At 63.6% G+C, this 26,675-nt stretch carries 20 protein-coding genes; 9 read left to right on the forward strand and 11 right to left on the reverse strand.

Annotated elements, in window-relative coordinates; all coding sequences use genetic code 11:
• Positions 1 to 263: 263 nt before the first annotated feature.
• The gene (locus GOEFS_RS00005; protein WP_007315794.1) at positions 264 to 554 is read left to right on the forward strand and encodes a hypothetical protein; all 291 of its coding nucleotides are present in this window, start codon (positions 264 to 266) and stop codon (positions 552 to 554) included.
• A 49-nt stretch (positions 555 to 603) separates the two neighbouring features.
• Here the strand turns inward: GOEFS_RS00005 and GOEFS_RS00010 are convergent, their stop codons facing one another.
• Positions 604 to 3,585: a UPF0182 family protein gene (locus GOEFS_RS00010; protein WP_007315795.1), complete on the reverse strand. Its 2,982-nt coding sequence runs from the start codon at positions 3,583 to 3,585 to the stop codon at positions 604 to 606.
• Positions 3,586 to 3,826: 241 nt separating this feature from the next.
• Between GOEFS_RS00010 and GOEFS_RS00015 the strand changes: the two genes are divergently transcribed.
• Positions 3,827 to 4,456 (forward strand): PPA1309 family protein, encoded by a 630-nt coding sequence (locus tag GOEFS_RS00015; protein ID WP_007315796.1) that lies wholly within the window; start codon positions 3,827 to 3,829, stop codon positions 4,454 to 4,456.
• A gap of 25 nt (positions 4,457 to 4,481) precedes the next feature.
• Here GOEFS_RS00015 and GOEFS_RS00020 read toward each other — a convergent pair whose 3' ends face one another.
• The gene (locus GOEFS_RS00020) at positions 4,482 to 5,573 is read right to left on the reverse strand and encodes a YlbL family protein (RefSeq protein ID WP_007315797.1); all 1,092 of its coding nucleotides are present in this window, start codon (positions 5,571 to 5,573) and stop codon (positions 4,482 to 4,484) included.
• A gap of 117 nt (positions 5,574 to 5,690) precedes the next feature.
• On the opposite strand from GOEFS_RS00020, the gene GOEFS_RS00025 reads away from it, so the two are divergent.
• From GOEFS_RS00025 to GOEFS_RS00035, 3 genes are all read left to right on the forward strand, one after another.
• Positions 5,691 to 7,121, forward strand: a complete 1,431-nt coding sequence (locus tag GOEFS_RS00025; protein ID WP_007315798.1) for a zinc-dependent metalloprotease — start codon at positions 5,691 to 5,693, stop codon at positions 7,119 to 7,121.
• Positions 7,122 to 7,224: 103 nt separating this feature from the next.
• On the forward strand, positions 7,225 to 8,136 hold the full coding sequence (locus GOEFS_RS00030; RefSeq protein WP_007315799.1) for a hypothetical protein: 912 nt from the start codon (positions 7,225 to 7,227) through the stop codon (positions 8,134 to 8,136).
• A 57-nt stretch (positions 8,137 to 8,193) separates the two neighbouring features.
• Positions 8,194 to 9,516: an ABC1 kinase family protein gene (locus tag GOEFS_RS00035; protein ID WP_040524094.1), complete on the forward strand. Its 1,323-nt coding sequence runs from the start codon at positions 8,194 to 8,196 to the stop codon at positions 9,514 to 9,516.
• Positions 9,517 to 9,619: 103 nt separating this feature from the next.
• Here the strand turns inward: GOEFS_RS00035 and GOEFS_RS00040 are convergent, their stop codons facing one another.
• The 3 genes from GOEFS_RS00040 to GOEFS_RS00045 all read right to left on the reverse strand — a co-directional run bounded on the left by GOEFS_RS00040 (position 9,620) and on the right by GOEFS_RS00045 (position 12,511).
• A complete protein-coding gene (locus tag GOEFS_RS00040) occupies positions 9,620 to 9,928 on the reverse strand; it encodes a WhiB family transcriptional regulator (protein ID WP_007315801.1) in 309 nt (102 codons plus the stop codon).
• Between the two features lie 153 nt (positions 9,929 to 10,081).
• Positions 10,082 to 10,288 carry a hypothetical protein gene (locus GOEFS_RS23090; protein WP_138917818.1) on the reverse strand — a complete coding sequence of 69 codons (207 nt, stop codon included), beginning with the start codon at positions 10,286 to 10,288 and terminating at the stop codon, positions 10,082 to 10,084.
• A gap of 177 nt (positions 10,289 to 10,465) precedes the next feature.
• The gene (locus tag GOEFS_RS00045) at positions 10,466 to 12,511 is read right to left on the reverse strand and encodes an ATP-dependent DNA helicase UvrD2 (RefSeq protein WP_083837185.1); all 2,046 of its coding nucleotides are present in this window, start codon (positions 12,509 to 12,511) and stop codon (positions 10,466 to 10,468) included.
• A gap of 135 nt (positions 12,512 to 12,646) precedes the next feature.
• On the opposite strand from GOEFS_RS00045, the gene GOEFS_RS00050 reads away from it, so the two are divergent.
• Together GOEFS_RS00050 and GOEFS_RS00055 are read left to right on the forward strand one after the other, a co-directional pair.
• A complete protein-coding gene (locus GOEFS_RS00050; protein WP_050949707.1) occupies positions 12,647 to 13,939 on the forward strand; it encodes an esterase/lipase family protein in 1,293 nt (430 codons plus the stop codon).
• Positions 13,940 to 13,962: 23 nt separating this feature from the next.
• Positions 13,963 to 14,187, forward strand: a complete 225-nt coding sequence (locus GOEFS_RS00055; protein WP_050949708.1) for a mycoredoxin — start codon at positions 13,963 to 13,965, stop codon at positions 14,185 to 14,187.
• 7 nt (positions 14,188 to 14,194) lie between these two features.
• Here GOEFS_RS00055 and nudC read toward each other — a convergent pair whose 3' ends face one another.
• From nudC to GOEFS_RS00075, 4 genes are all read right to left on the reverse strand, one after another.
• The gene (gene nudC, locus GOEFS_RS00060; protein WP_007315805.1) at positions 14,195 to 15,118 is read right to left on the reverse strand and encodes an NAD(+) diphosphatase; all 924 of its coding nucleotides are present in this window, start codon (positions 15,116 to 15,118) and stop codon (positions 14,195 to 14,197) included.
• A complete protein-coding gene (locus tag GOEFS_RS00065; protein ID WP_007315806.1) occupies positions 15,115 to 16,185 on the reverse strand; it encodes a potassium channel family protein in 1,071 nt (356 codons plus the stop codon). The genes nudC and GOEFS_RS00065 overlap by 4 nt, the downstream gene beginning before the upstream one ends.
• 90 nt (positions 16,186 to 16,275) lie before the next feature.
• On the reverse strand, positions 16,276 to 19,659 hold the full coding sequence (locus GOEFS_RS00070; RefSeq protein WP_007315807.1) for an ATP-dependent helicase: 3,384 nt from the start codon (positions 19,657 to 19,659) through the stop codon (positions 16,276 to 16,278).
• Positions 19,652 to 23,023, reverse strand: a complete 3,372-nt coding sequence (locus GOEFS_RS00075; RefSeq protein WP_007315808.1) for an ATP-dependent helicase — start codon at positions 23,021 to 23,023, stop codon at positions 19,652 to 19,654. The genes GOEFS_RS00070 and GOEFS_RS00075 overlap by 8 nt, the downstream gene beginning before the upstream one ends.
• Before the next feature lie 197 nt (positions 23,024 to 23,220).
• Between GOEFS_RS00075 and GOEFS_RS00080 the strand changes: the two genes are divergently transcribed.
• Positions 23,221 to 24,009 (forward strand): alpha/beta fold hydrolase, encoded by a 789-nt coding sequence (locus GOEFS_RS00080; RefSeq protein ID WP_007315810.1) that lies wholly within the window; start codon positions 23,221 to 23,223, stop codon positions 24,007 to 24,009.
• A 2-nt stretch (positions 24,010 to 24,011) separates the two neighbouring features.
• Positions 24,012 to 24,314 (forward strand): MGMT family protein, encoded by a 303-nt coding sequence (locus tag GOEFS_RS00085; RefSeq protein ID WP_007315811.1) that lies wholly within the window; start codon positions 24,012 to 24,014, stop codon positions 24,312 to 24,314.
• Here the strand turns inward: GOEFS_RS00085 and GOEFS_RS00090 are convergent.
• Together GOEFS_RS00090 and moeZ are read right to left on the reverse strand one after the other, a co-directional pair.
• Entirely contained in the window at positions 24,311 to 25,165 is an 855-nt protein-coding gene (locus tag GOEFS_RS00090) for a TIGR02569 family protein (protein ID WP_040524096.1), read from the reverse strand. The genes GOEFS_RS00085 and GOEFS_RS00090 overlap by 4 nt on opposite strands.
• A 270-nt stretch (positions 25,166 to 25,435) precedes the next feature.
• Positions 25,436 to 26,611 (reverse strand): adenylyltransferase/sulfurtransferase MoeZ, encoded by a 1,176-nt coding sequence (gene moeZ, locus GOEFS_RS00095; RefSeq protein WP_007315813.1) that lies wholly within the window; start codon positions 26,609 to 26,611, stop codon positions 25,436 to 25,438.
• Positions 26,612 to 26,675: the final 64 nt, after the last annotated feature.

A 26,675-nucleotide genomic window follows, 5' to 3' on the forward strand; every position in this document is an offset into this window, starting at 1 on the left:
CGACGATCGACACCTTTCTTACCTAGATCCACACGGGAGAAATCCACTCGTGGATCTGCCTAAAGCGACCGGTCCTCGACCCGCGCGGTCAGAAATCACCCGACCTTCCGGTGATGTTACGACCGTCGCACCCGGCTTGCCAGCAGCTATGGGCGTTTAACAAAAACCCCGACATTGTGACCTGTGTCTCATTCTGGCTACAGTGGAAGCGCGGGCACGTTGCTGCGCAGGCGCCCGCGTTCGCTCGTCGCCCAGGAGTTGCGATGTCGACCTCACACGTAGTCCACCACCGGGAAAGCCACGGCAATCATCCGATGAGCGTCGTCGGCTATGTGCTCGTCCTCGCCGGATTCGCCAGCGCGGCTTTGTGGCTGGTTCACCTGGCCAGCGGAAACACCAGCCTGGCAATCACCTTCGGCGTTCTGACCGGCGCCGCCTTTGTCAGCGCCGTGGTCATTCTGACGACGTTGAGTCGCAAGGTGCACCACAGCCCACTGATTCCCGACAACACCGACGTCGAGACCACCCGATACCTCACCGAGTATCGCGGCTGACGGACAGAGAACGCACGAGGTGGCCGACGCCTGAGTCGGCCACCGTGCGCTACTTGCCCAACGACTCGTAGTTCTTAACGGCCTTGTCGAGATTCGCCAGTGCCTCGCCGTACGCCTTGAAGTCGCCCTTCGCCTGAGCATCACGCAGGGTTTCCAACGCGCTCCCGATGGCCTTCACCGCGGCGTCGCGCTCAGCCGAAGGGGTGTTGGCGTTGGGCGTACCGGCCGCCGGGGTCGGGGGCGTCGACGGTGGCGGGGCAGCATCGCCTTCGACGGGCGAGGTACTACCCGGCACCGTCACCTTGTCCGGGTCGATGCCGACCTGCTCAAGGGCACCGGCCACCGTCGGGTCATAACCAATTCGAGCTCTGCCGTCTGGTCCCGTGTAATAGACCAGAATTCGGTACAACTTGGGTAGTGCCGCACCCGCCGTCTTCGACTCGATATAAATCGGTTCGACGTACAGCAGCCCGTTGTCACCAACCGGCAAGGTCAACAGGTTGCCGTAGGTAACCTTTGTCGAGCCTTCGATGAGGGTGCGGTCCCGAGCAAGGTTCGTAGAGTTCTTCATATTCTCTTGCGCTTGCTCAGGTCCGACGTTCTGCGTATCCGAGGGAAGTGTATTTATGGTGATCTTTCCATAATCCTTCGGATCCGATGCGACAGTGAGATATGCTGCCAGCGCTTTTTGGTTCTCACCATAGACTGACATCACCGTGGTGAGCTGGAATGCCGCTTCCTTAGACTTTGGATCTGCTGCGGTGAAGTAGTACGGCGGCTGTTTCAATTTACCCGGATTATCCTTGGTCGGATCGGCCGGAACGGCCCACAGATCGTTACTCCGGAAGAACGTGTCCGGATCGCTGACATGGTATTTCGCCAACAATGCCCGCTGAATCTTGAACAGGTCTTCGGGGTACCGAACATGCTCGGACAAGTCTTTCTGCTTGTCGAATTCAGCGCGCGACTTCACACTTCCCGGGAACACCTTCATCCATGTCTTCAAGACCGGATCGTTGGGATCGAACTGGTACAGCGACACGTCGCCGGTATACGCGTCAACGGTGGCCTTCACCGAGTTGCGCGCATAAGCGATCTGCCGGTTCGCCTGCGTGCGCGTCGACTGTCCAGGAGTGAGATCCTGCGCGTCTGTTGTCGCTTCCTGCAGCGAGGTCTTCTGAGCGTACGGATAATTGTCGAGGGTGGTGTATCCGTCGACAATCCACTTGATCGAGCCGTCTGCCATCACGGCCGGGTAGGTCTTCGAGTCGACTGTCAACCACGGAGCAACCGTTTTCACCCGATCCCGCGGATCACGGTTGTAGATGATCTTTGAATTCTCATTGATCGCATTAGAAAGCAGGATATTTCGTTCGGTATATTTCACCGAGTAGAGAAAACGACTGAACCAACTACCCAACGAGACGCCGGGACCGGTGTAGGTATAGCTCTTGCCGTCCGAGTCGTACTCTTTGTCACCACCGACCGAGCCGACAATGGCGTAATCAGGATTCACCTTGGAGATCAGCTCACCGAAGTAGATCCGCGGTTGCTTCACCTTGATGGGAGCCTCGGCTTTGTACTTATCAGTCTGATAGGTAGACAAATCGCTGACCTGGAATATCGGGAAGCCGCCACGGTCGTTGTCCGTTTGAGCTGCCGCTGCCTCGTCAACCGTGTTGGCCGGCGCCGCGATAAAGCCGTTCCCGTGAGTGTAGACGGTGTGCTTATTGATCCAGTTCTGCTGGTTGTCGCCGTATTTGGTCGGGTCCAGCTCACGTACCGCGACGATATAGTCGCGCAGCTGACCGTCGACCCGATAGCGGTCCACCGCCAATTGTCCCGGGAAGCCGTAGAAACTCTTCGGTCGCTGCCGCTGTGTGAACACCGGGGAGAGCACGTTCGGATCGAGGATGCGAATATTCGAGAGAGTCGCGGTATCGGAATTGACCGTTGCCGGATTCGGCGGCTTGCTGGTCCAATTCGGCACGTAGCTCACCTTGTCTTGACCAATGCCATACGCATCACGCGTCGCCGCGATATTGCGCTCGATATACTCCCGCTCCTTTTGCGCCGCATTGGGTTTCACCGAGAACTGCTCAACCGCGGCCGGCCACAGCACGCCGATCGCCAGCGCCGCCAGCAACATGAGCGCGGTCGCCATCGCGGGAATCCGCAAGTCGCGCATAACGATTCCGGCGAAGAACGCCACCGCGCAGATGATCGCGATCGCCATCAGAATCAACTTCGACGGCAGCACCGTGGTGATGTCGGTATTGGTTCCGCCGGTGAAGATGTCGCCGCGGCGATCACTCGACAGCAGCGAATAGCGGTCGAACCAATAGGCAACGGCCTTGAGTAGCAAGAAGATTCCGGCGAGCACACCGAGTTGAACACGAGCCGCGACCGTAAGACCCCCGCCGGTACGACCGTTGCCCAGGCGGATTCCACCGAAAACGTAATGCGTAAGCAGGTTACCCAGAAACGCCACGACGACGACTACGAAGAAGAAGTTGAGCAAGAATCGATAGAACGGCAGGTCGAAGGCATAGAACGAAATGTCGAGGTTGAACTGGGGGTCCTTCTTGCCGAATTGCTCACCATGCCAGAACAATTGGAGTGTCGCCCACGAACTCTGCGCGACCAAACCGGCGAGCGCGCCGATAATCACCGCGGGCGCCACGGAGAACCACCGCAGATGCGTCATCACCGTCGTGCGATAGCGCGCCAGCGGATCCACCCCGCTCGACGCGGGCACGAAAACCGGCCGCGAGCGATACGCCGCTGCGAGCGCGGCGAACACGATCAGTCCGACGAAGATCCCCGCCACCAGGAACATCGCTACGCGAGTCCACACGATTCGGGAGTACACCGACGAGAAGCCAACCTGCGAGAACCACATCCAGTCGGTGGTTATGCCGACGATGCGTGGTCCAACCAGAAGCAGCACCAAAATAGCGACACCGACCCCGATCGCAATTTTGCTACGTCGCGACAACGTCGGCATAGTCGCCGGCCCGCGTTCTCCCACCAGATTCTCCTGTGCGATCTGGTTCGCAATCCGGCGCGCCGAAACGCCCCGTGCGAACTCTGTCCGAATTTCCACCCACTGTACTGGGCGGCCGACGACCGGGTAGTCGGCGTCAGACCTTCGGCTGCGAGGTTACCCGTTGTGCCAGCGCAACTCGGCGCGGCGACTCGAATACCGCGATCGCTGGTCGCGAAATATTGCGCGGGAGGCGAGTCCCGCACCACGCGGCGCGGCGGGCACAATGGGGACCGTGACTACGCCCGCGACCGGCAATCTGTCCCCCGATGCCCTCGGCAGCGCACTGCGCGACGTCGTCGAATTCGTCGATGCGGCGGGTTGGGACCAGCCGCCCACGCTGTTTGCCCTCGTCCCGACGTCGGTTCTCGCCGAGACCCAACCCGACCTGGTCGACGAGTACGACACCTCCGAACTGAGCCCCATCGCACAGGAACCACTGCCGACCTCCGAGGCCGGCCCGCATGCCGATCAGGACATCCAGTCCGCCGAACTCGAACACATTCTCGCGACGACGAGCTGGCCCGAAGCCGTTGCCGGATGCGCGCTGGTGCAGGAAATCATCGTGTTGCCGCCCGAGGCCGAATCCGACCTCGACGAAGCCTTCGAACCGCTACTAGCCGACCCCGCTGCGGCCGATGCAGCCGCGCGCTCGACGGCACTGGCCCACCCCGGATCGCAGCCGGCCCGGCTCATCGCCGGTGCGTTGCGCGATGGACGTACCCTCTCGCTGCTGCAACTACGCCCACCCGAGGGTGCGGACGACAGTCAGATCGAACTGTTGTCCCATCCCGATCTCGCGCCCAATCTGGTCGAAGCGCTCGCTGCCACCCTCGACAACCAGCCGGACGAGTAGTCCGCCCCTGACCTGGCGGACGGCGTCAGCAGCCCTGTTTGGCCGTCTTGCCAGTTAGTACCCCGATCGCGGCGTCGAGCGAATCTATCTTCACTAGCTCCAGGCCATCGGGGATGTCAGATTTCGCCTCGGTGCAGTTGGCCGCGGGCACCAGAAACATCGATGCCCCTGCCTCGCGGGCAGCGAGTGTCTTGTGAGTGATGCCGCCAATTGGGCCGACGACACCGGAATCGGTGATCGTTCCGGTACCCGCGATGAACTTTCCGCCGGTCAGGCTGCCCGGACTGAGCCGGTCGATGACCGCCAAGGTCAGCATGAGTCCGGCCGACGGGCCGCCGATATCGCCGACGTTGAAGTCGATTTTCAGCTTCGGATCAGCGTTGAGCACCTGCGGCGTCACACCGAGATAGCCGCTTCCGGCCACTTCTTTCGGCGCACCGTCGGGCCATTCGCCAAGTTTCACCGCCACGGTCTGCGGCTTTCCACCACGAACGATGGCTAAGTCCACCGTCTCGCCTGGCTTGTGTCCACGGATCGCCTTCTGCAGTTCGACGGTGGTCGATACCGGTGTCCCCGAGACTGACACGACCTGGTCACCGATCTTGAGTGCCTTCGACGCCGGCGCGTTCTCGCCGATCGCGGCAATCGTCAACTTGGTCGGACGATGCAGATATCGCAGCGCCGCGGCTTGTGCGTCAGCCTCCGAACCGGTCATCTGCGCGGTGTTCTGCTCACGCACTTGCTCGTTGGTTTGTCCGGGTGGGTACACCTGCTCACGAGGCTCCAACGCGTATCGGCCCGACGCCCACTTTCCCAATGCGTCGAACAAACTCAGACCGTCGTAGACCGAGACGGTCGTCAGATTGAGATGCCCGTCGGTCTTGTCCAGCTCGGCTCCGGTGATCATTACCACCGGCTCCTCTTTCTGCACGACCTTGCCGTCCTTGTTCGGCGCTGGTTCGCGAACGGTGACGTCACCGAGAGTGTTGACGGTCGGGCCCGGGCCCATCGCCACATAGGGCACCTGGACGTAGAAGCCGACGAAGAACAGCGCGACAACCGCTACCACGGTCACGACGATGGCAGCGATACGGCGATACGCGGGAGACACGCTCATTCCGACGAGCCTAACTGCACTGACCCGCCCGAGTCCGATCGGCCGTGGATCGAACTCCGCTAACGGCGAACAGTCGAGGTGGGCTTTTCGGCTACTTCTGCCGGTACCGTTGACAATATGAATGACTTGCCCTTCGGATTCTCGTCCCCCAACGACGACGGCCGCGACGACGACCGCAAGGACAAAGGTGGCAACGATCCAAACAATCCGTTCGGATTCGACCTCGGCGGTGAGAATTTCGACGCCGCCTCACTCGGACAGATGTTCTCGCAGCTGGGCAGCATGCTCAGCGGGATGGGCGCGGGATTCTCGTCGGGTAGCGCCGGCGGACCAGTCAATTACGAAGTAGCCGCGAACCTCGCACGTCAGCAGATCGGTTCATTCACACCGGTTTTGGACAAAGAGACCCAGGCAGTCTCCGACGCGGTGCGCCTCGCCGAAGTATGGCTCGACGATGCCACCACCCTGCCCTCGGGCGTGACCCGGTCGATCGCGTGGACCCCGGTCCAGTGGCTCGAAGAGTCGATGCCGACGTGGAAGGGTCTGTGCGATCCGATCGCCGCCGGTCTATCGCAAACGATGGAAACGGGAATGCCAGCCGAGGCCGCCCAATTCGCCGGACCCATGATGGGCATGCTCACCCAAATGAGCGGAATGATGTTCGGCACCCAGCTCGGACAAGGCTTGGGTCAGCTCGCGAAAGAGGTCCTGACCTCGACTGATATCGGTCTTCCGCTGGCTCCCGAGGGCACCGCCGCGCTGCTGCCCGAAGCCATTGCCGCGTTTGCCGACGGACTCGAACAGCCCGCGCAAGAAATAATCGTCTTTCTCGCTGCCCGCGAAGCCGCACATCTTCGGCTGTTCACTCACGTTGGCTGGTTACGCCAGCGCCTGTTGTCGACCATCGAGGAGTACGCGCGCGGCATCACCATCGACTTCAGCGGCATCACCGACATGGCCAGTGGCGTCGACCCCAACGAGTTACTGTCGAATCCGGCCAAACTCGAGGAATTGATGGGCGCATCGACGGCGTTCACCCCAACCACGACCCCCGAACAGCAAGCCGCGCTCACCCGACTGGAAACGCTCCTCGCGCTCATCGAAGGATGGGTGGAACATGTTGTGTCCCAGTCACTTTCGGATCGTATTCCGAGCGTAGGCGCACTCACCGAGACCATGCGCCGACGCCGCGCGTCGGGTGGACCGGCCGAACAGACCTTCGCGACGCTGATCGGCTTGGAGCTGCGCCCGCGCAAGGTACGCGAGGCGTCAGCGTTGTGGAGCAAACTGCTGGAGAGCTCCGACGTCGCGACCCGCGACAAGGTTTGGGAGCATCCGGATCTACTACCCGACGCCGACGATCTGGACAATCCGGCGGCATTCATCGACCGAATGATCGGCGGCGACGTCAGCGCATTCGACGATCCGATGGCCGCACTGGAAAAGACGATGGCCGACGAGGCTCGTGCTCGCGAAGAACAGGCCAACGGTGATGGCAACGACGACAAGAACGACGACGGCGAAGCCGCGGGTCCCGCATCGTCGTAATTTGACGGCAAGCATGTTTCCGCAGGCAGACCGCTAATTCTGCCTGTGGATAACCGGGGGTTGAGAGACGATTCTCCCGGCGTTCCCTGGCACGATCGGTGGCATGACAGCCACGGCCGACAAATCCACGACGCTGCCCGTTCTGCGCCCCGGCGCTGCGATTCTGGTTCGGCGGGCCGATCGAATTCAGATCGGGTGCGACCCCGAACGCAGCACGATCCTCGACTTGACGCCGCCGGTCACCGCCGACACCGTCGTCGCGCTGCTGCGCTACCTCGACGATCAGCGCACCCAGCCGGAGTTGACGCGCTACCTGCGCAGCATCGGGCTGACGGCGGCTGATTTCGCGGTATTGTCCGAACAGTTGCTCGCCAGCGGTGCGGTTCTGCCATCGTCGGGTGGACCTCGGGTGAGTCATCTCAGGGTGCGGATTCACGGGCGCGGGCCGATCGCTGAGAAGCTGGCCGACTCATTACGCGACGTCGGGTTGCCGACGACCCGCTCAGTACAGCGGCCCCGCCTCACCGGTCGCCCGGGCAACTGGTCCGGCACCCAGCTAGCCATCCTCACCGACTACCACTCACATGACCCGGCCATCGTTAATATCCTTATGCGACAACGTATTCCACATCTCGGGGTACGACTGCGCGACGGCGTCGGGATCGTCGGTCCCCTGGTGCTGCCCGGGTTGTCGAGTTGCCTGAGATGCGCGGATCACCACCGAGCCACGCTCGATCCCCAATGGCCGATGATCGCCGCGCAACTGCTCGGCAAACCCGGCTATGCCAGTGCGGCCACCATCCGCGCGACAGTCGCATTGGCACACGAACAGGTCGAACAAATCGTCGCGGGTCTGTCGGAGTCGGGGTCGGGGTCGGGATCTGGGCACCCCAACGCCGCCTCCCCGCCTGACCTCATCGACCACACCCTGGAATTTCACGCCAATCCGGTGCGACTGCGTCGAAAACGATGGCCCGCGCATCCGTCGTGCACCTGTGGCGCCGCCGCCAGATGAGAGCCACGCCACAGTGGCCCTTACTCTCCGGTCAGATCGGTGAACTATCCTCTTCCCATGAGCGAAATCACGCGGGGGCAAGGACGACGCAACGCCAAACTGGCGTCCTTGCCGATTGGTATGGCTGGACGCGCGGCCGCGGGTCTTGGCAAACGTATGGCGGGCAAGAGCAAAGACGACGTCAACCAGGAAATGATGGAGAAGGCTGCCGAGCAGGTCTTCTCCGTGCTGGGTGAACTCAAGGGCGGCGCGATGAAGGTCGGCCAGGCCATGTCGATCATGGAGGCCGCCATCCCCGACGAGTTCGGTGAGCCCTTCCGCGAAGCTTTGACCAAGCTGCAGGCCGAGGCTCCGCCTTTGCCCGCTGCCAAAGTTCACGCGGTCCTCGACCAGCAACTGGGCACCAAATGGCGGGACCGCTTCCAGTCCTTCGACGACACTCCGGCTGCGGCAGCCAGCATCGGCCAGGTACACAAGGCGGTTTGGTCCGATGGACGTCAGGTCGCCGTCAAGATTCAGTACCCCGGCGCCGACCACGCGCTACGCGCCGATCTAAAGACGTTGTCGCGGCTCGCCGGCCTGATCCAGAAGATGGCACCGGGCACCGACGTCAAAGGGATGATCGACGAGTTGATCGATCGGACCGAAGACGAGTTGGACTACCTCGCGGAGGCCGAGAATCAGCGGGCATTCGCCAAGGCTTTTGCCGGTGATCCCGACTTCGTCATCCCCAAGGTCGTCGCGAGTTCGCCGAAGGTCATGGTGTCGGAGTGGCTCGATGGCGTTCCACTATCGAAGATCGTCGCCACCGGTACCCAAGAACAACGCAACGACGCCGCTCTGAAAATGGCCACCTTCGAGTTCAGCTCGCCGGTGCGCGTCGGGTTGCTCCACGGTGATCCGCATCCGGGTAACTTCTTTATCGCCGACGACGGCCGCTTCGGCGTTCTCGATTTCGGTGCCGTTGGCCATTACGAGGGCGGATTTCCCCCTGCGACCGGTCGAATCTTGGCCCTCGCGCGCGATAAGAAATACGACGAACTCCGCGAGCTGATGGTCCAGACGAATTTCATCCAGCGTTCCCATGTCGACAAGGTGTCGTCGGAGAATATCGCCGCGTACCTCAAGCCGTACGTCGATCCGCTGTACACCGAGTCGTTCCATTTCACCCGCAAATGGCTGCAGCGTGCCGCCGGACAAGCCACCGACATGCGCGGTGAGGTCTACAAGACCTCGCGAAATCTGAACGTTCCGACCGACTACGTGATGGTGTTCCGTGTCCTGATGGGTTGTGTCGGTATCGCCTCGCAGTTGGAGGCGTACGCGCCCTACCGCGCGATCCTTGAAGAGTGGGTACCCGGCGTAGCCGAAGACTCCTGATCGCTTCCCTCACATACAAACTGCCCGCCGTCGTACACCTTCGTGGTGTGTGACGGCGGGCAGTTTGTCCCTCCCCCGGGTTTCGCCCCTGCGGCGAAGTGGCTCACGCCACGGTCTTACGCGGGCGGCCACGTGGACGCTTGCGCGCGATGACCGCGCCCCGCTCCAGGATCTCGCCGCCCCACACGCCCCACGGCTCGGCGCGGTTGAGTGCCTCGGCCAGGCATTCGGCCCGCAACGGGCAGGTCCCGCAGAGCGCTTTTGCCTGTTCGAGTTCACGTGGGTTGTCCGCGAACCACATGTCCGGGTCAGCGACCTGACATGGGACGTCGAGGCGGCCGGCGAGGTTATCCGTGGTTTCGGACGTGCCGTAATCGGTCTGGTCTATACAAGGTTCGAGAACGCAAGTCATTTGGGTCTCCAAGTGTGGTGTTGAACGGTTTCGTTTCTCGACCCGAGACTGCTGAAATGGCTTGCGGTGACTGCCAAAACAAAAAGGTCACGGGTCTCGCTTTCGCGATTCGCCCGTGACCTTGAGGTCTGTAGCCAGCCTGTGGGATGTCTGCTAGACCAGACACCTCCCACGGAGGGTTACGTCGGGGAATCGCTGCGGCGCTCGCGCTACGTCTGCCGGTGCGCGCAGTGCCGCGAGCGTGAAGCCTTCGGCCTTCGGGCGCGCCGTAGCGCTTGGTGCCAGATGGGTGTACGCAGCCCAGGAATGGACGCGTGCGGTCGCCACAATTTGCTCGGCGATATTCATTGATCCGTTCACGACTCCACTCCTTTCTGCGTATCCCGGGGCCACCAGCGGCAAGCAACTGACCCGATTCCGTTTCAACCAGACTGCCACACGCATGCGACAGTTCCGCTCGAACTTGACGCTAACGAGACTAGCGGCAAGCCCATAATTCGCACAACCTATTTTTGACCTGCGGTTTTGGTACGTCGGCTAGTCACCCGACGCCGCCTTCACAATCTCCACTACGTCGGCGCCATACGACTCCAACTTCGACGACCCCACGCCGCTGATCTTCCCCAATTCGGCGATCGTCGACGGGCGGGCGGTGGCCATCGCGATCAAGGTGCGGTCGCTGAATACCACGAATGGCGGTTTCGCCTGTTCACGCGCCTGATCCAGACGCCATGCCTTGAGTGCGTCGAATAGTTCGGTATCGGCCGGTGACAGCTCGGCGAGAGCCTGGACGCGGGCCTGTTTGCGAGCGGCCTTATCCGACGTCGCGCGGGCGGCGGCTGGTCGTTCATCCTCGGGCGCGATGCCGTTGAGGAATCGTGACCGGCGCCGGCCGCGTCGGCCCCCCTCGTTCCGCGACAACGCCCACGAGAGGTTCAAGTGTTCTCGGGCACGGGTGACGCCCACGTAGAGGAGGCGTCGCTCTTCCTCGATATCTTCGGCCGAGCCGTTAATCGCCTGACTGATCGGCAGCGAACCGTCGGTGACGCCGACGAGGAACACCGCATCCCATTCCAGGCCCTTCGCCGCGTGTAACGACGACAGCGTGACGCCCTGCACGGTCGGTGGATGACGCGCCTGCGCTCGGGCGGACAGTTCGGAAATGAGTTGTCCCAGAATAAGATTGGGACTTTCGGTGACCATGTCGTCGGTCAGGACCGACAGCGCGCGCAACGATTCCCAGCGCGCTCGCGCCTCGGCACCCGACGGCTGCTCCTCGGTCAGCCCGAGCGGCGTAAGCACTGCGGCGACCACCTCTTTCAATTCATCTCCCGACGGACCGGGCGCCGCCGGATCGACCTGGCGGGCAGCGACGTCGAGCTGACGCAGCGCCTGCCGGATCTCGGTCCGCTGGAAGAACGCGTCGCCGCCGCGCACCTGGTACGGGATGCCGGCTTCGGTGAGCGCCTGCTCGAAATTCTCCGACTGCGCGTTGACGCGGTACAAGATCGCGATCTCGGCAGGTGCCACACCTCGCCGGATCAGGCTTTTGATCTCCGCAATCGCGCCAACCGCTTCGGACGGCTCGTCGTCGTATTCGGTGAATGTGGGTTCCGGCCCGGAATCGCGCTGCCCGATCAATCGCAACCGAGTGCCCGCGATTCGCCCGCGAGCAGCGCCGATGACACGATTGGCCAGGTCGACGACCTCGGGCGTCGAGCGATAGTCGCGTTCGAGTCGCACCACCTCGGCGTGCTCGAACCGTCGGGAAAAGTCGAGCAGGTATTTCGGGGTGGCGCCGGTGAAGGTATAGATCGTCTGGTTCGCGTCGCCGACGACGGTGAGGTCGTCGCGCTCGCCGAGCCACATATCCAACAGTCCCTGCTGGACGGGGGTTACATCCTGGTATTCATCGACGACGAAACACCGGTAGCGCGAGCGGAACTCCTCGGCCACGCCGGGCACATCGCGCAGGATCTGCGCTGTGTAGATCAACAGATCGTCGAAGTCGAGATACCACTCGTCCGGATCTGCTTGTTTGAGTCGCTCGTAGTTCGACCAGACGTCGGCGACCTTGCGTGGTTCGACCGGCGCGTCACGATCGAATCGGATCGCGGCCTCCGCATAGTCCCCTGGACCCAATAGGGACGCCTTGGCCCACTCGATCTCCGACGCCAAGTCGCGGAGCATGTCATTGCCCGTCGCTACCCCAGCACGACGGGCCGCCCCGGCCAGCACGGGTATCTTGCGATCGAGCAGTTGCCAACGCCGATCACCGAATGCCTGCGGCCAGAAGTATCGCAGCTGACGCATAGCCGCGGCGTGAAATGTCTGCGCCTGCACCGCGTTTCCCGCGCCGGCGATACCCAACGATCGCAGCCTGGTACGCATCTCCCCGGCCGCTCGCGCGGTGAAGGTCACGGCGAGCACCTGCGACGGGTTCACCTGACCGGAATCGATGAGATGGGCGATCCGCCGGGTAATAGTTCGGGTCTTACCGGTTCCCGCTCCCGCGAGAACGCATACCGGGCCACGCGGTGCGAGCACGGCGGCCCGCTGCTGCGGGTCAAGATCAGCAAGCATGTCGGAGTCGGCCACGAGCCCAGTGTCCCATCGCGCTATGACAGGGAGGCGGTGCAGGGGTCCCGGCGGGAGCGGCAGCACGACGACGATCGGCTCGCATTGCCATCATTCAGTGAACATATGTACACTGCGAAAATGACCTCATCCGCACGGGGCAACGCCGAAGTACGCGCGCTGGCCGAACTCGGCCTACGCGAGGTTGGAGTCGCCGCCGGGGGAATTCACAACGTGCATCGCGCGATCTCCGACCGCGTTTTCGCGGGAGTCCGCCTGGGCACCGGCAGCGGCGTCGCACCGATCAAAGCGATCCACGACGGCATCACCGACGGGGTCTACCAGTCCATCGAGATCGCGTCACAGGCGGCCAGCGAAGTGGCCGGCCGCGCGATGCCGAGCAAGACGTCCTGGCAGGTCCCGTCGGAAACTGTGCGCGGAGCTGCGGCAATCGGCATTATCAACGGTTTGATCGGCGACAAACTCGACGAAGCCGGCTCACCCCTCGCCGCCGACCCGATGGCCATCCGCGTCGACGGCGTCGTCGTCTCCCCAGGCAGGGACGACCTTCGACGCGCTTTCCCGGAGGCGTCCGGCCACCTCGTCGTATTCCTACACGGATTGGTCGAGACCGAGCACGCATGGCGCCTCGGGGGCAGGCCGACCTACGCGCAACGCCTCACGACTGACCTCGGAACCACCGCGATCGATATCCGCTACAACACCGGCCGTCACATCTCAGCGAACGGACGTGCACTGTCGTATCTGCTTGCCGCTACGGTACGCAATTGGCCGGTACCGGTCACCGACATCACCCTGGTCGGTCACTCGATGGGCGGTTTGGTCGCACGCAGCGCTGCCTATCACGCATCGCGGACCGGTATGGACTGGACCAAGCGGACATCACTGACCGTCAGTCTCGGCACTCCACATCATGGTGCGCCGCTGGAGCAACTGGCACATGTCGGCAGTTCGCTGCTCACCCGCATGCCCGAGACCGCACCCTTCGGACGTCTGCTCCGACGTCGCAGCGCCGGCATCCGCGACCTCCGGCAAGGATCACTCGTCGACCAGGACTGGCGCGGACGCGATGCCGACTCGTTGGCCCGGATCGCCATCACCGAAGTGCCGCTCCTGGCCGAAACAACTCACTGTTTCGTGTCGGCATCGGTGGCGACAAGTCGCCGCAATCCGCTCGGCTATCTCATCGGCGATGGCCTGGTACTGCGAGGCAGTGCCGGCGGGCAGACACGCGCCCGTCGCGTCGGCTTCGAAGACTCGGCCGGTTTCCATCTGCACGGTGCCCATCACCTGGCATTACTCAATCACGATGACGTCTACGAACAATTGAAGACATGGGTGGGCCGGGTACCGAAACCCGCCGCCGACGATCGGGAAATACCTGCGCTCCCAGCGGCGTTAACAACACCGTGAGTACCGATACCGCAGCCCTGACCATGTACACCACCTCGTGGTGCGGCTACTGCAGCCGTTTGAAGGTTGGGCTTAAAAGCCTGGGTGTCACCTGGGATGAAGTCGACATCGAGCAGAATCCCGACGCCGCTGACTTCGTCGGCAGTGTCAACAACGGCAATCACGTGGTCCCGACGGTGAAATACGCCGATGGATCGACCGCGACCAACCCCTCTATCGCCGATGTGAAGAAGAAGCTAAGCCTTTGAGGCTTAGCTAGATTCCGGCCCACGCTTCGATCAGTGTGCGCGCGATCGAGATCGAACCGGGCAACCGCAACCGTGGCCCATCGGCCGAATCATCGACGGTGCCATCGACACGAACCCAATCGTCGCCGCGCACCAACGCTTCGCGTACCTCGTCACGATGAAACCAGTGGGCGTCGCCGATCTCGCCGTCGAGGAAGCGCAGCGGTTCGTCGGGGTCGCCGATGGCGGCGAATCCGCACATCAGCGATCGTGGGAACGGCCACGGCTGACTTCCCAGGTAGCGCTGACTGTGGATCGTGATCCCCACTTCTTCGTAGACCTCTCGGGCGACGCACTGTTCCAGCGATTCACCGGGTTCGACGAAGCCGGCCAGTGTGGAATACCAGCGGTCGGGCCACGTCGCCTGCCGTCCGAGCAGCACGCGGTCTGCGCCGTCGTGCACGACGGTGATGATCGCGGCGTCGGTGCGCGGGAACTCTTCTCGACCACTGTTGGCGTCGCGCCGAATCCAGCCTCCTTTGTCGCTATGCGTTTCGACGCCGGACGACGGTGAAAACTGTGACGTGTCATGCCAATTCAGCATGCCGAGCGCTGTCGCGAGGAGTCCGGCCTCGTCAGCATCGAGATTGACCGCACCTAATCGAGGGTCGGTACTTGGGCCGTCGATCTCGCGAACGCGGCGCGCCCAGAGGTGTACATCGTCGATGCCGAGCAGCACGGCGCTGTCATCGACGTCGCCGCTGGTCACCGCCCACCGCAGATGGCCGTCGTCGGTGATGGGAAACTTGCCCTGGTAGTCGACCTCGAGTAACCGGGCGCCCGCCCAGCCGGCAGCCAAGGCGGCCGGGTCGTCTCGCAAATTATGCGCACGGTCGACCGTCGCACGCGAGAGCAGCGGCAAAGCCCGCAAGATGAAATCGGTCTCGGTCATTTGTCGCCCGGACCGCGACGCACGTACAACAGGCGGTCGCCCGCCTCGATGGCCTCAACCTCGGCGTCACCCACGCGGTACAGCGTTCCATCGCGGACCACGCCCAGGACGATGTCGGCGGTATGCGCGGGCGACCCACCGGTCTCGGTCGGGTCTACCTCACGTTCGGCGATCGCGTACCCCTCGTCGGGGGTTAGCAGATCCTCGATCATCTCCACCACGGTCGGCGTCATGGTGGCCAGGCCCAACAGTCGCCCGGCCGTCTCCGACGAGACCACAACGGAGTTCGCGCCGGACTGCTGCATCAAGTGCGTATTCTCCGAGTTGCGAATCGAGGCAACGATTTTCGCGTTCTTATTCAATTCGCGCGCCGATAATGTAGCCAACGCCGCGGTGTCGTCGCGGCTAGCGGCGATGACGATACTGGCCGCGTGCGCGACGCCGGCCAAGCGCAGCACGTCAGATTTGGTGGCGTCGCCACGGACGGTAACCAATCCATCGGCCGCCGCCGTGTCGAGTACCGCGGCATTCTCGTCGACGACGACGATATCCGCTGGTTTGACTCCGTCCGCGATCATTGCCGCCGCTGCGGTGCGGCCCTTGGTGCCGTATCCGACGACCACGGTGTGATTGCGCAACTTATTCCTCCAACGCTGGATCTTGAGGGCTTGGCGAGATCGTTCGGTCAACACTTCCAACGTCGTTCCGATCAAGACGATCAGGAACAGCACGCGGAGCGGGGTAATAATCAAGACGTTCATCAGCCGGGCGCCCGGCGAGATCGGTGTGATGTCGCCGTAGCCCGTCGTCGAGAGGGTGACCGCCGAGTAGTAGAGCGAGTCGAGGAAGGACAACTCGTTGTCCTGCGCGTCTCGATAGCCGCCCCGATCCAGCCATACGACGATCGCGGTGAAGAACAACGCACACACGGCGAAGACGACGCGACGGCCGATCGCGCGGCCCGGACTATTCTGCGTCTCGGGAATCTTGATGATGCCGACGAGCGCGTACTCGGGACGTTCGGTCAGCGTCTCTGAACCGAAGCGTCGACGCAGGCGCGATGGCATCAGAAATATCTCCCGTTCGGTCGATTCACAAGAATGAAGCCTAGACTCTCACACCGCTACCGACAGCACCGGCGTAAGCCGGATACCCCACTACTTGGCCAGCAGAGCCGCCAATCCGGACGCGTCCGGCAAATCATCGGGCTCCAGGGTGATTCCGCTGCGCACATAGTGGAAGGCCGCGCGTACCCGGCTCGGGTCGACATCCATCAGCTGCGCCCACGCGATCCGGTAGGCGGCAAGCTGGATATACAGCGACTCGCGCTGGGCGGGCTCGGGCACCGCACCGGTCTTCCAATCCACTACCAGCCAGGTAATCGCATCGCCATCGGCGCCACGCTGCTCGAAGACGGCGTCGATGCGTCCGCGGATCACTGTTCCGCCGATGACCGTCTCGAACGGCACCTCGACCTCGATCGGTGTCCTACTGGCCCACGTCGACGCCAGAAACGCTTCTTGTAAGGCGGCGAAATCGTCATCGACGCCGGCCGCCGCGTCGGCAGCGCCCGGTAGCTCGTCGATGTCGAGCAGTCGAGTCGCGCCGAACCGACGCTCCACCCAGGCGTGGAACGCGGTACCCCGCCGGGCCAACGGATTTGGCTTGAAAGGCGTTGGGCGCCTGAGCCGCTCGGCGAAACGCGCCTCGTCGGTGTCCAGGTCGACAAGTTGACTGACCGACAGATGAGTCGGCAGCGATACGGCTATATGCGCCTGATTACCTTGATTGTGCTCGGCCAGCAACGCCGCCACCTCGGCGCGCCAGGCCTCGATGTCGGGGTCATCGTCGGCCTGATCGTGTTCGCCGGCGGCGCCCGGTTTCTCGAAAAGTGACGGCTGGTCCCGCGCCGTGATCGCATCGGTAACCAAAGTTGCTGCGGCACTGATTGTTTCACGCCGACTGCCCAGCACATCGGCCGGCCACGCCGCCGACACGACATGTTCGGCGAGCGGATTGGCCGAAGCGGGCTCAGGCTCGGGTTCGTCGATATCGATCGACAACCCGTCGGACACCGCCGGATCTCCGCTCGCGATGGCCGCGGCGACCACCTCCCGCAGTTCGTCGAAGAACGTCGAACCACCACGGGGCTTTTCGTCGGCCATCGACCAATGATGGGCGGAGATCAGCAATTCCTGCTTCGACCGGGTCAAGGCCACGTAGAGAAGGCGGCGGTCTTCTTCGAGCCGACGCTGGGCGATCGCTTCCTTATGCTCGGCGAGCGCGTCTTCGAGTTCTTTACGGTCGCCGACCCCCGATAGGTCCAGCCGCGGAAACCCCTCGCTCACCCCCGTGGGTCCGACCGGATCAGCAAGATCTCCACGTAGGACCGCGGGCAACTCTCGAGCGCTACCCAGCCAAGTCGCCTCCGACTTCCCGCTGGGAAAGATGTTGCGGCACAGGTGCGGAATCGCAACCACATCCCATTCCAGCCCCTTCGCCGCATGCACCGTCAGTATCTGTACACGTTGCTCGGCGACCTCGATCTTTCCCGGTTCGAGTCCCTTCTCAATAGTCTCGGCCGTCTCTAAGAACGCCAGCAAACCCGGCAACGTCGCGCCGGGCCGGTCGGCGTAGGCGGTCACATAGTCGGCGAATGCGTCCAGATGCTCGCGTCCGGTGATCGCGCCGCGCATCCGACGGGCACGAATCTGCGCCTCAACGGCGACACCGATGCTGTGCTCCACGTCGGCAACCAATTCCGGCAACGGTTGTCCTATCCGACGACGCAACATCTCCAGTTGCCCGCCGAGTGCACGGATCCGGGTGAACCCCGCACTGCTGTACCGCTCCGCAGGTCCGGGATCGATGAGCGCGTCGGCAATTCCGGCTGCATCGACGATCTCGGCCGGGAGTGCGGCATCGAGAGCGGCATTGAGCTCTTCGACGCTGCTCATCGCACCGGTCGAAGCGGCATACTCGACCGCCGCGATATCGGTCGCCCGACGCCACAGCGCGGCAATGTCGGCGGCACCCAATTGCCAACGGGCACCGGTCAATAGCCGCATCGCCGAGGTACCGGCGAGCGGATCGGCGATCAAGCGCAGCGTCGCGACGATGTCTTCGACCTCGGGCACATGGAGAAGGCCACCGATACCGACAACTTCAGCGGGGATACCTCGGCTTTCCAACTCCGCCGCCAACGGCGCGGAATCGTCGTTGCGACGTACCAGAATCGCGGTCGTCGGTGGCGGTCGCCCAGCGTCTTCGGCCGCGCGATAATGAGTTTCGATAGCATCGGCGATCCACGCACGCTCGTCGAGCACCGTCGAAGTGAGTGCTAATCGCGCGCTACCGACCGGTGCGTCGGGCCGGGGACGCAACACGCTCACTGGAATCCCTTTGCGGCGCAACTCTTCCGACGTCTCATTGGCCAGCCGCAAGGCCTGCACACCATTGCGCCAGCTCGTGAGCAGTTCCAACCGATCCGATGGCGTGCCGTCGTCCTTGGGGAAATCGGTGGTGAATCGTGGCAGATTCGCCGCCGAAGCCCCGCGCCAACCGTAGATCGACTGAATCGGGTCCCCTACCGCGGTGACCGCCAGTCCACTGGCGCCCCCACCGAACAATGTCGACAACAGCACGCGCTGCGAATGGCCGGTGTCCTGATATTCGTCGAGCAGTACCGCGCGCACTGATTCTCGTTCGCCGGCAACCACTTCCGGGTTTCCGGTCACCAGTCGTGCCGCCAACGACATCTGCGAACCGAAATCGAGCGCACTCTGTTCGCGCAACCGCGCGATCAGCTCCGCCACCAACGGAAGCAACTCACGCCGCTCGTCGATAACCGCTTGAATGGCCCGCAGTTTCTGCGACGGCTCCTCGCGTTGACGAGGCCCCTTGGGCAACGTGTCGATGAGATCGTAGAGATCATCGCCCGACGACATGAGTTCGTCGAATTCGACTAGATGCTCGGCTATTTCGCCATAGAGCCGCAGAACTGCCTCGGTGACGCCGGCCGGAACCTTGGTGGTGTTCAGTTCGCCGGTCCAGTTACTCACCACCGAGAACGCGAGTTGCCACAGCTCCGTCTCACTGAGCAGCGTCGAGGCTGGCTCGACCGGAAGCAGCAGGCCGTAATCGGCGATGAGTCGCCCCGCGTATGCGTGGTAGGTGCTCACTTCTGGATCGGCGTTTCGCAGCCGGGTGGCCAACGTGCCGTCCGGGTCCCAATTGACCAGTGCCGGTGATGAAGCCAGCATCGACAACCGCCGCCTGATCCGCGCACCTAATTCGCTGGCCGCCTTGCGGGTAAAGGTGAGACCAAGAATCTCTTCGGGTCCGACCAATCGGTTGGCCACCAGATACACCACCCGCGACGCCATCGTCTCGGTCTTTCCCGCACCAGCGCCGGCCACCACCAATACCGGTTCCAGGGGCGCCTCGATCACCGCTACCTGCTCCGGTGTTGGCATCGGAAGCCCCAGTGCCGCGGACAAACTCGTGGCAGACACCCAGGGTGTTGTGCGCAGGTCAGTCATCGACCACCGACTTCCCCCGGAGCCTGGCCGGACAACTGGTGGATAATTGACAGTGTCCACATCCCGGATTCACCGTTGCCGTGAATACCGGGCCGACGCTGGCCTTGGCCGCCGCACGCAGAATGGCCTTCCATTCGTCCACTAAATCCGGTGTTAGAGCGTCTTGTTCGCGTACCGCGGCCCCGGTCTTGCGGTTCGTCTGAGCGACATAGACCAGCCGGGCGCCGCCGGTCTCCACGGCCCCGAGTTCGGGTACCCCGCCAAGTGTCAACGCAAGCTGATAGGTCGCCAATTGGGCGTGGTCAGCTGCGTCATTCGCCGAGATCACCGTCTTTCCGGTCTTTACATCCACGACAACCGGTCGGCCGGCCGAATCGGTTTCCAGTCGATCGATACGCCCGACCAACCGCACCGGAATCGACGTCGGATCGTCGACGTCGGCCGGCAGGTGAGCATCGACCGCCGTCTCGACGCCGTGAACGGTCAATTCCGAACGCGACTGCGCAAGCCATTCCCGGAAATTCGTCAGCATCCCCTCGGCCCGCTCGAGTTCTTTCGCCGAGTACCAGTCGGCGCCGGAGTCCACGCGGTCCCAAATCTCCCGCAATGCCTGCGTCACCTCGGCGGGAGCGATTTGCCCGGCGACAGCCTGCACCAGGGTATGAACCAGCGTTCCGGTAAGCGCGGGCGCCGCGTTACCGTCACGACCGCCGTGCCGTTCCAACACCCAACGCAGCGAACATCGGCTCAGCGATTCGACATTCGACGGCGATAGGAACCGCGGGCCGGCCTCCGGCGTCCACAGCGGCGAATCCGTGGAAGGGCCCGCCAGACCGAACCAATCACGCGGGTGAGCGCCCGGGATATCCGAATCAGCCAGTTGCGCAAGCAATTCGGCGGCGGCCCGGGTACGCGCGTCGGGTACCGCGCCGGCCGCGACACCCGCCGCCACTTCCGATCGCAGTGTCGCGATCAACGAGGGCAACGACAGCACTCGCCCAACGCCGGGGTCCAATTCCACTGTGTCGGTTTGGGTTTCACCGGAGTCGTCGGTGCCGAGTTGCCCGAGCGCCGACGCGATCTCTGGAATGAAGCGCGACGGCGACGACTCGCCGCTGCCGTCTTCGACGGCCGACACCAGCAACCTGCGGCGAGCACGAGTGCACGCGACCAGGAGTAAGCGGCGTTCGTCGGCAAGCGCGATGGAACTGCGGGCCACCGTGTCGACGGCGTCGGGATCGATGCCTTCGAGGATGTCCATGAGTTGGCCGGTCGCCAGCACACTGCCGCGCGAACGCAACGACGGCCATAGACCATCGAGCACACCGGCCACCGCGACGACATCCCATTCCCGACCGGCGGCGGCGTGCGCGGATAAGACGGTCACCGAGTCGGCAGCCGCGTGCGCCACCCGCGAATCACGGGGAATCTGCAACGCGGTGAGATGTCGGACGAACTCTCCGACGCCGGCGGTCGGCAGATTGTCGGTGAAGGACGCGGCGGCTTCGAACATCGCCACCATCGCGTCGAGATCCCGGTCAGATTGCTCACCAACTGGCCCACCGCGCAACGCGCTTGCCGCCCAACGCTTTTCCAGACCCGATGCTTGCCACGCGGCCCACAGTGTCTCCTCGACGCCGCGGTGCGACGAATTGACGCGCACTGCCGCGTTAACCACGTCGAGGGTCCGGCGCAATGGACGTGCCTCCACGTCGGACAGCAATGCCAGGTACCGATCGGCACATTCGGGGTCGGTGAGTGCTCGCCACAGCGAGGCGAGTGAATCGACCTCGGCTCCCGTCGCAGCCTTCTCGTCTATCCGGCGAATGCCTCGTCGCAGGCGGCGCAACGACGCCGGGTCGGCGCCGCCGATCGGCCCGGACAGCAGCGTTACGAGGTCGTCGGCATCGACTGTGTCAGTTACCGCGGCTGAGCCCATCGCTGGGCTGCTGCTCGTAGCGTCGACAACGCGTAGTGCCAAGAGGAAGGCCGCAACCGCGCGCTGGCGATGCAGCGGCAAATCCGACGTCGGGGTGGTCAATGGCACACCCGCGGAACGGAATGCACGCCGCAGTGCCGGCGCGGACAATGCCACCGAGCGAACGATGACGGCCATCGATGACCACGGCACATCGTCGAATAGGTGCGCGCGACGCAAGAGGTCAGCGACCGCGGTCGCCTCTTTAGCCGACGAGGTGAACACCCGCACGCGCGCGGTCTCACCGTGATCGTCAGAAATGGGCTCCGGGTAGCGGTGCGGACGATGCCCGGGTAGCCGTCGGGCCAACGCGGCGCCAACGGCGTTGATCGCAGGGGTGCCACGAAAATCGTTGTCCAACAGGATATCCCGCGGCGATCCTGTTTCGGTCAGAGATTCGACGAATCGTGGACTAGCGCCACGGAAGGAAAAGATCGACTGGTCGGTGTCGGCGGCGATGATGGCCGAGTCCGCACCGGTGCCGATCAGCCGAATGAGTTGGGCGGCTTGCGGATCGAGATGCTGGGCGTCATCGACGAGGAGGTGCCGGATCCGATTGCGTTGTACCGCAAGGAGTTCTGGATCAGTGGCGAAAGCCGACAACGCCGAACCGACCAGCTCGGCCGCGTCGACCGCTGGCGCTGAGGCATGCGGTGCGGCGATACCCACCGCCCCGCGCAGCAGCATATTCTGCTCGTATTGGGCGTAGGCGTGCCCTGCGGCCACCCATTCGGGGTGTTTGTGCGCCCGCCCCAGCCGCATCAATTCCTCTGGACCGACGCCACGTTCGGCCGCTCGCATCAGCAAATCGCGCAGGGCTTGTGCGAATCCGTCGGTCGTGAGTGCCGGGCGAAGCCAGGTCGGCCAGTACTCCGCTCCATCCTCGAGATCTCCCATCAGTAGTTCGCGCAGCACCACGTCTTGCTCAGAACCGGTGATCAGCCGGGGCGGCGGGTTGTCGTGTACGGCGGCCTGCAACCGCAGGATCGCGAACGCATAGGAGTGCACCGTGCGGACTAGCGGCTCACGCAGTGCACCGCCGAGGATCTTGCGGTGCGGGACAGCGTCATCGGCCGTCCCCCGGGCCAGGACCAGTCGGGTGATCTGCTCGCGCAGCGCGGTCGCCGCGCGCCGACTCGACGCCAGCACCAGCACCGATTCTGGATCGACGTCGGGATTGCTCAGCCGCTCCACCGCGGCGTCGACGATCAGCGACGTTTTACCCGTTCCCGGCCCACCGTGGACTCGGTACGGCAGCCACGGCCGTTCGGGGTCGGAGAGCACCATTGTGGAGATGATGTGTTGCGCTGCCGGCACCCAGCGTCGGGGCTCACCTACCTCGGCGGTCGTCGACACCAGCCGGGTCCGCAGTGCGGTACCGGCCATTGCCGAGGAAGTGCGGTGGGCTGCCACGGATCTATCGAAGCATGTCCCACCGACAGGCACGGGCACCCCACTCCCGACCTGCCTGAACCTTGCGCCTACGTGCGCGGAGAGGGGTATCTTCGCCCGACGACGCCCACGTCGCAGGTTGGGTCCGGTCACTCGTCTGTGTGTCAGGGGCGTGCGGCATCATCTCAGGCATGGCACCGCCCTCGCTGAACACCACCGTCTTTCCGGGTATCCCCGGCGCCCCCACCGTTCTCGCGCTGCACGGCCTGACCGGACACGGCTTGCGCTGGGCGCAGCTAGCCACCGAGTATCTGTCCGACGTTCGCGTCGTCGCCCCCGATCTACTCGGACACGGCCATTCATCGTGGACCGCACCGTGGTCGTATGACGCTCACTTGGACGCGCTCGAAGCAGTCTTCGACGACCATATTGACCCGGCCGAGCTGCCTATTGTCATCGTCGCGCATTCATTTGGTGCGGGTTTGGCGATTCGACTCAGCCAGCGTCGCCCCGACGCGGTGCGCGGCCTCGTCCTACTTGATCCCGCGCAAGGACTGCCGCCGGACTGGGCAGCTCAGATCGCCGCGGAATCGATGGCGCACTGGACCTATGCCGACGCCGATGCCGCGCGTGCGGCCAAACGCGCCGAAGGCTGGGCAATGGTCCCCGATGACATTCTCGACGCCGAGATCGCAGCCCATCTGATGGACGTCGCCGGCGGCGTCGGGTGGCGGGTGAGCCAGCCCGCCGCCGCGACAGCCTGGAGCGAGATGGCGCGGCCGGCCGTATTTCCCCTGGCTCACATTCCGACGACGATCGTCGTCGCGGACCGGGTGCGGCCACCGTTCGTCTCGGCCGAATTTCTCGACACTGCATCGAAATCCCTTGATGCCGTGGATATCCGGCATGTCGATTGCGAACATATGGTTCCTCTGATCGAGCCGGAACTCGTCGCCGCGTTGATTCGGGAGAGGCTTTAGCGATGGCATCGGTCACCGAAGACGACGTCGAGCGGGTGCGCGCGCTAGTCGCGGCCATCCCTTCGGGCAAAGTCAGCACCTATGGCGACCTGGCCGACGCCGCGGGCCTGTCCAACGCGCGTATCGTCGGCTGGATCATGCGCACCGACAGCGCCGACCTGCCGTGGCACCGCGTAATCGGTGCCAGCGGACGTCCCGCGCCTCATTTGGCGCGGCGGCAGCTCGAGGAATTACGCGCCGAGGGTGCTCCGATCCGCGACGGTCGCGTGTTGCTGCGGCAATGCCGTTGGGAGATACCAGATTAGACCAGCAACCGCACCAATTCGACGACGCGTTGCAGACCAGGCAGCGCACCCGTCGTCGAACGCGGATGCAGCGCATGAACCGCGAGTCGGAACATGGTGGCGCGCAACATCATCTGCGGCCACTCCGGTTGATCCGACCAACGGTCGACCAGCGCCTCGTCGGCGCCGCCCCAGGCCAGCGAATCCACCACAACCACGGCCGACGCCCATGTGGCCGGTCGGTAGTACGGCACGATGTCGGTGATCCCGGGCGCCGCGGCGCCGGCGAAAAGGACCGTTCCGAAGAGGTCGCCGTGTACCACTTGCGATGGCGTTTCGACCTTCTTGCGAAGCGTGGCAAGGGTTTTCAGCATTTGAACACTGACCTTGCCATCTTCGGTCGTCGGCTCGTCGATTTGCGCCGCCCGTGCCGTTCGTAGCGGGACGTCCTCCCAGGCGGCACGGTCGGCGGCGGTGAACACGTCGACGTCGGTGATTGGTGGCGCCGGCTGCTGCAAGAGGAAACGGGGGCGTTCCAAGTCGGCGATGGCCGCGTGCAGGCGATCAGCAACCTGCAGAACCTCGTCGTGGCGAGGCTCGGGGGCACCTGCGATGTACGTGTCCGCGCGCCAGCCAGACACCACATAGCGACCGTCGGTGGACCGGAACGGCCGGGCGATGCGCAGGCCGTCGACGTAGAGATTTTCGCGCACGGTCGCCGACCATGCGGCGCGCGCGTGGTCGGGAACCATAGACAGCACAACCTCACCGACGCGCCATCCGCCGATCCACTGATCGCCCATGGCGATAGGCGGGTGTGCAGTAAGCCCAAACGTCTGCAAGACGTGCTCGGGTGGTTCAACGCTCGTCACACCTGGGAGGTTACCGAGCGGGGCCGACATAACCGGGGAGGCACGGCATGTGTTGCGCGCCCTGTGATCGAGTTGACGCGGGCGGCTGATCCGGCGGGGTGACTTGGGGTGTCGGGTTACGGGATCTCGATACAGCCTCGGCTGGCGCCTCGGCCACTCGATCAGCGAGGTGGTGACTTCGGCTGGCGCCTCGGCCACTCGATCAGCCAGATGGTGATATCGGCTGGCGCCTCGGCCACTCGATCGTCCAGGTGGTGACATCAACCCCGCTCAGTACACCGGCAGCGTCTTATCTACCTGGTGCGCCCACGCGGTTACGCCGCCTTGCAGATGTACGGCATCGGAGAAGCCGGCTCGCTTGAGCGTCGCCAAGACTTCGGCCGAGCGCACGCCGGTCTTGCAGTACAGCACCGCCTGACGGTTCTGCGGCACCTGTGCCAGCGCGGCGCCGGACTCGAACTCCCCTTTGGGAATCAACGTGGCGCCGTCGATGTGCACGATCTCCCATTCGACCGGCTCACGCACGTCGATCAGCGCGATGGAGTCGCCGGCGTCGATCTTGGCCTTCAATTCCGCGGGTGTCAGCGTGGAACCGGCTGCCGCATCGGCGGCGTCGGTTGACACCACGCCGCAGAAGTCGTCGTAGTCGATCAACTCTGTGACCTCGGCTCCCGCCGGGTCCTTGCGAATCTTGATGGTCCGGTAGGTCATATCCAAAGCGTCGTACACCATCAGGCGGCCGAGCAGCGGTTCACCGATACCGCAGATAAGTTTGATCGCTTCGGTGCCCATGATCGAACCGATTGACGCGCACAGGATTCCGAGCACACCGCCTTCGGCGCACGACGGCACCATGCCCGGTGGCGGCGCTTGCGGATAGAGGTCGCGGTAGTTGAGCCCCCGACCGTCGGGGGCATCCTCCCAGAACACCGACGCCTGGCCCTCGAATCGATAGATGGATCCCCAGACATACGGCTTATGCGCCAGGACGGCTGCGTCGTTGACCAGATACCGAGTCGCGAAATTGTCCGTGCCGTCGAGGATCAGGTCGTAGCCGCTGAACAACTCGATCGCACCTTCGGGTTCGAGTCGCTGTTCGTGCAATACCACCTTGACCAGCGGATTGATCTCGTGGATCGAGTCACGCGCGCTCTGCGCCTTCGACTTCCCGATATCGGACTGACCATGAATCACCTGCCGCTGCAGATTGGATTCGTCGACGACGTCGAAGTCGACGATGCCCAACGTCCCGACGCCGGCAGCGGCCAGATAGAGCAATGTCGGCGAGCCGAGCCCGCCCGCGCCGATCACCAGGACTTTCGCGTTCTTGAGGCGTTTCTGCCCGTCCATCCCGACGTCGGGAATGATGAGATGCCGGCTGTATCGGGCGACCTCTTCTCGGGTCAGATCAGCTGCGGGTTCGACCAGGGGCGGTAGCGACGACACTTCGTGCCTCCAAATTGTGCGAAATCAACACCTAGCTCAACACGCACCGGCCGACGCACATTCC

The organism is Gordonia effusa NBRC 100432, assembly GCF_000241305.1.
Lineage (GTDB): Bacteria > Actinomycetota > Actinomycetes > Mycobacteriales > Mycobacteriaceae > Gordonia > Gordonia effusa.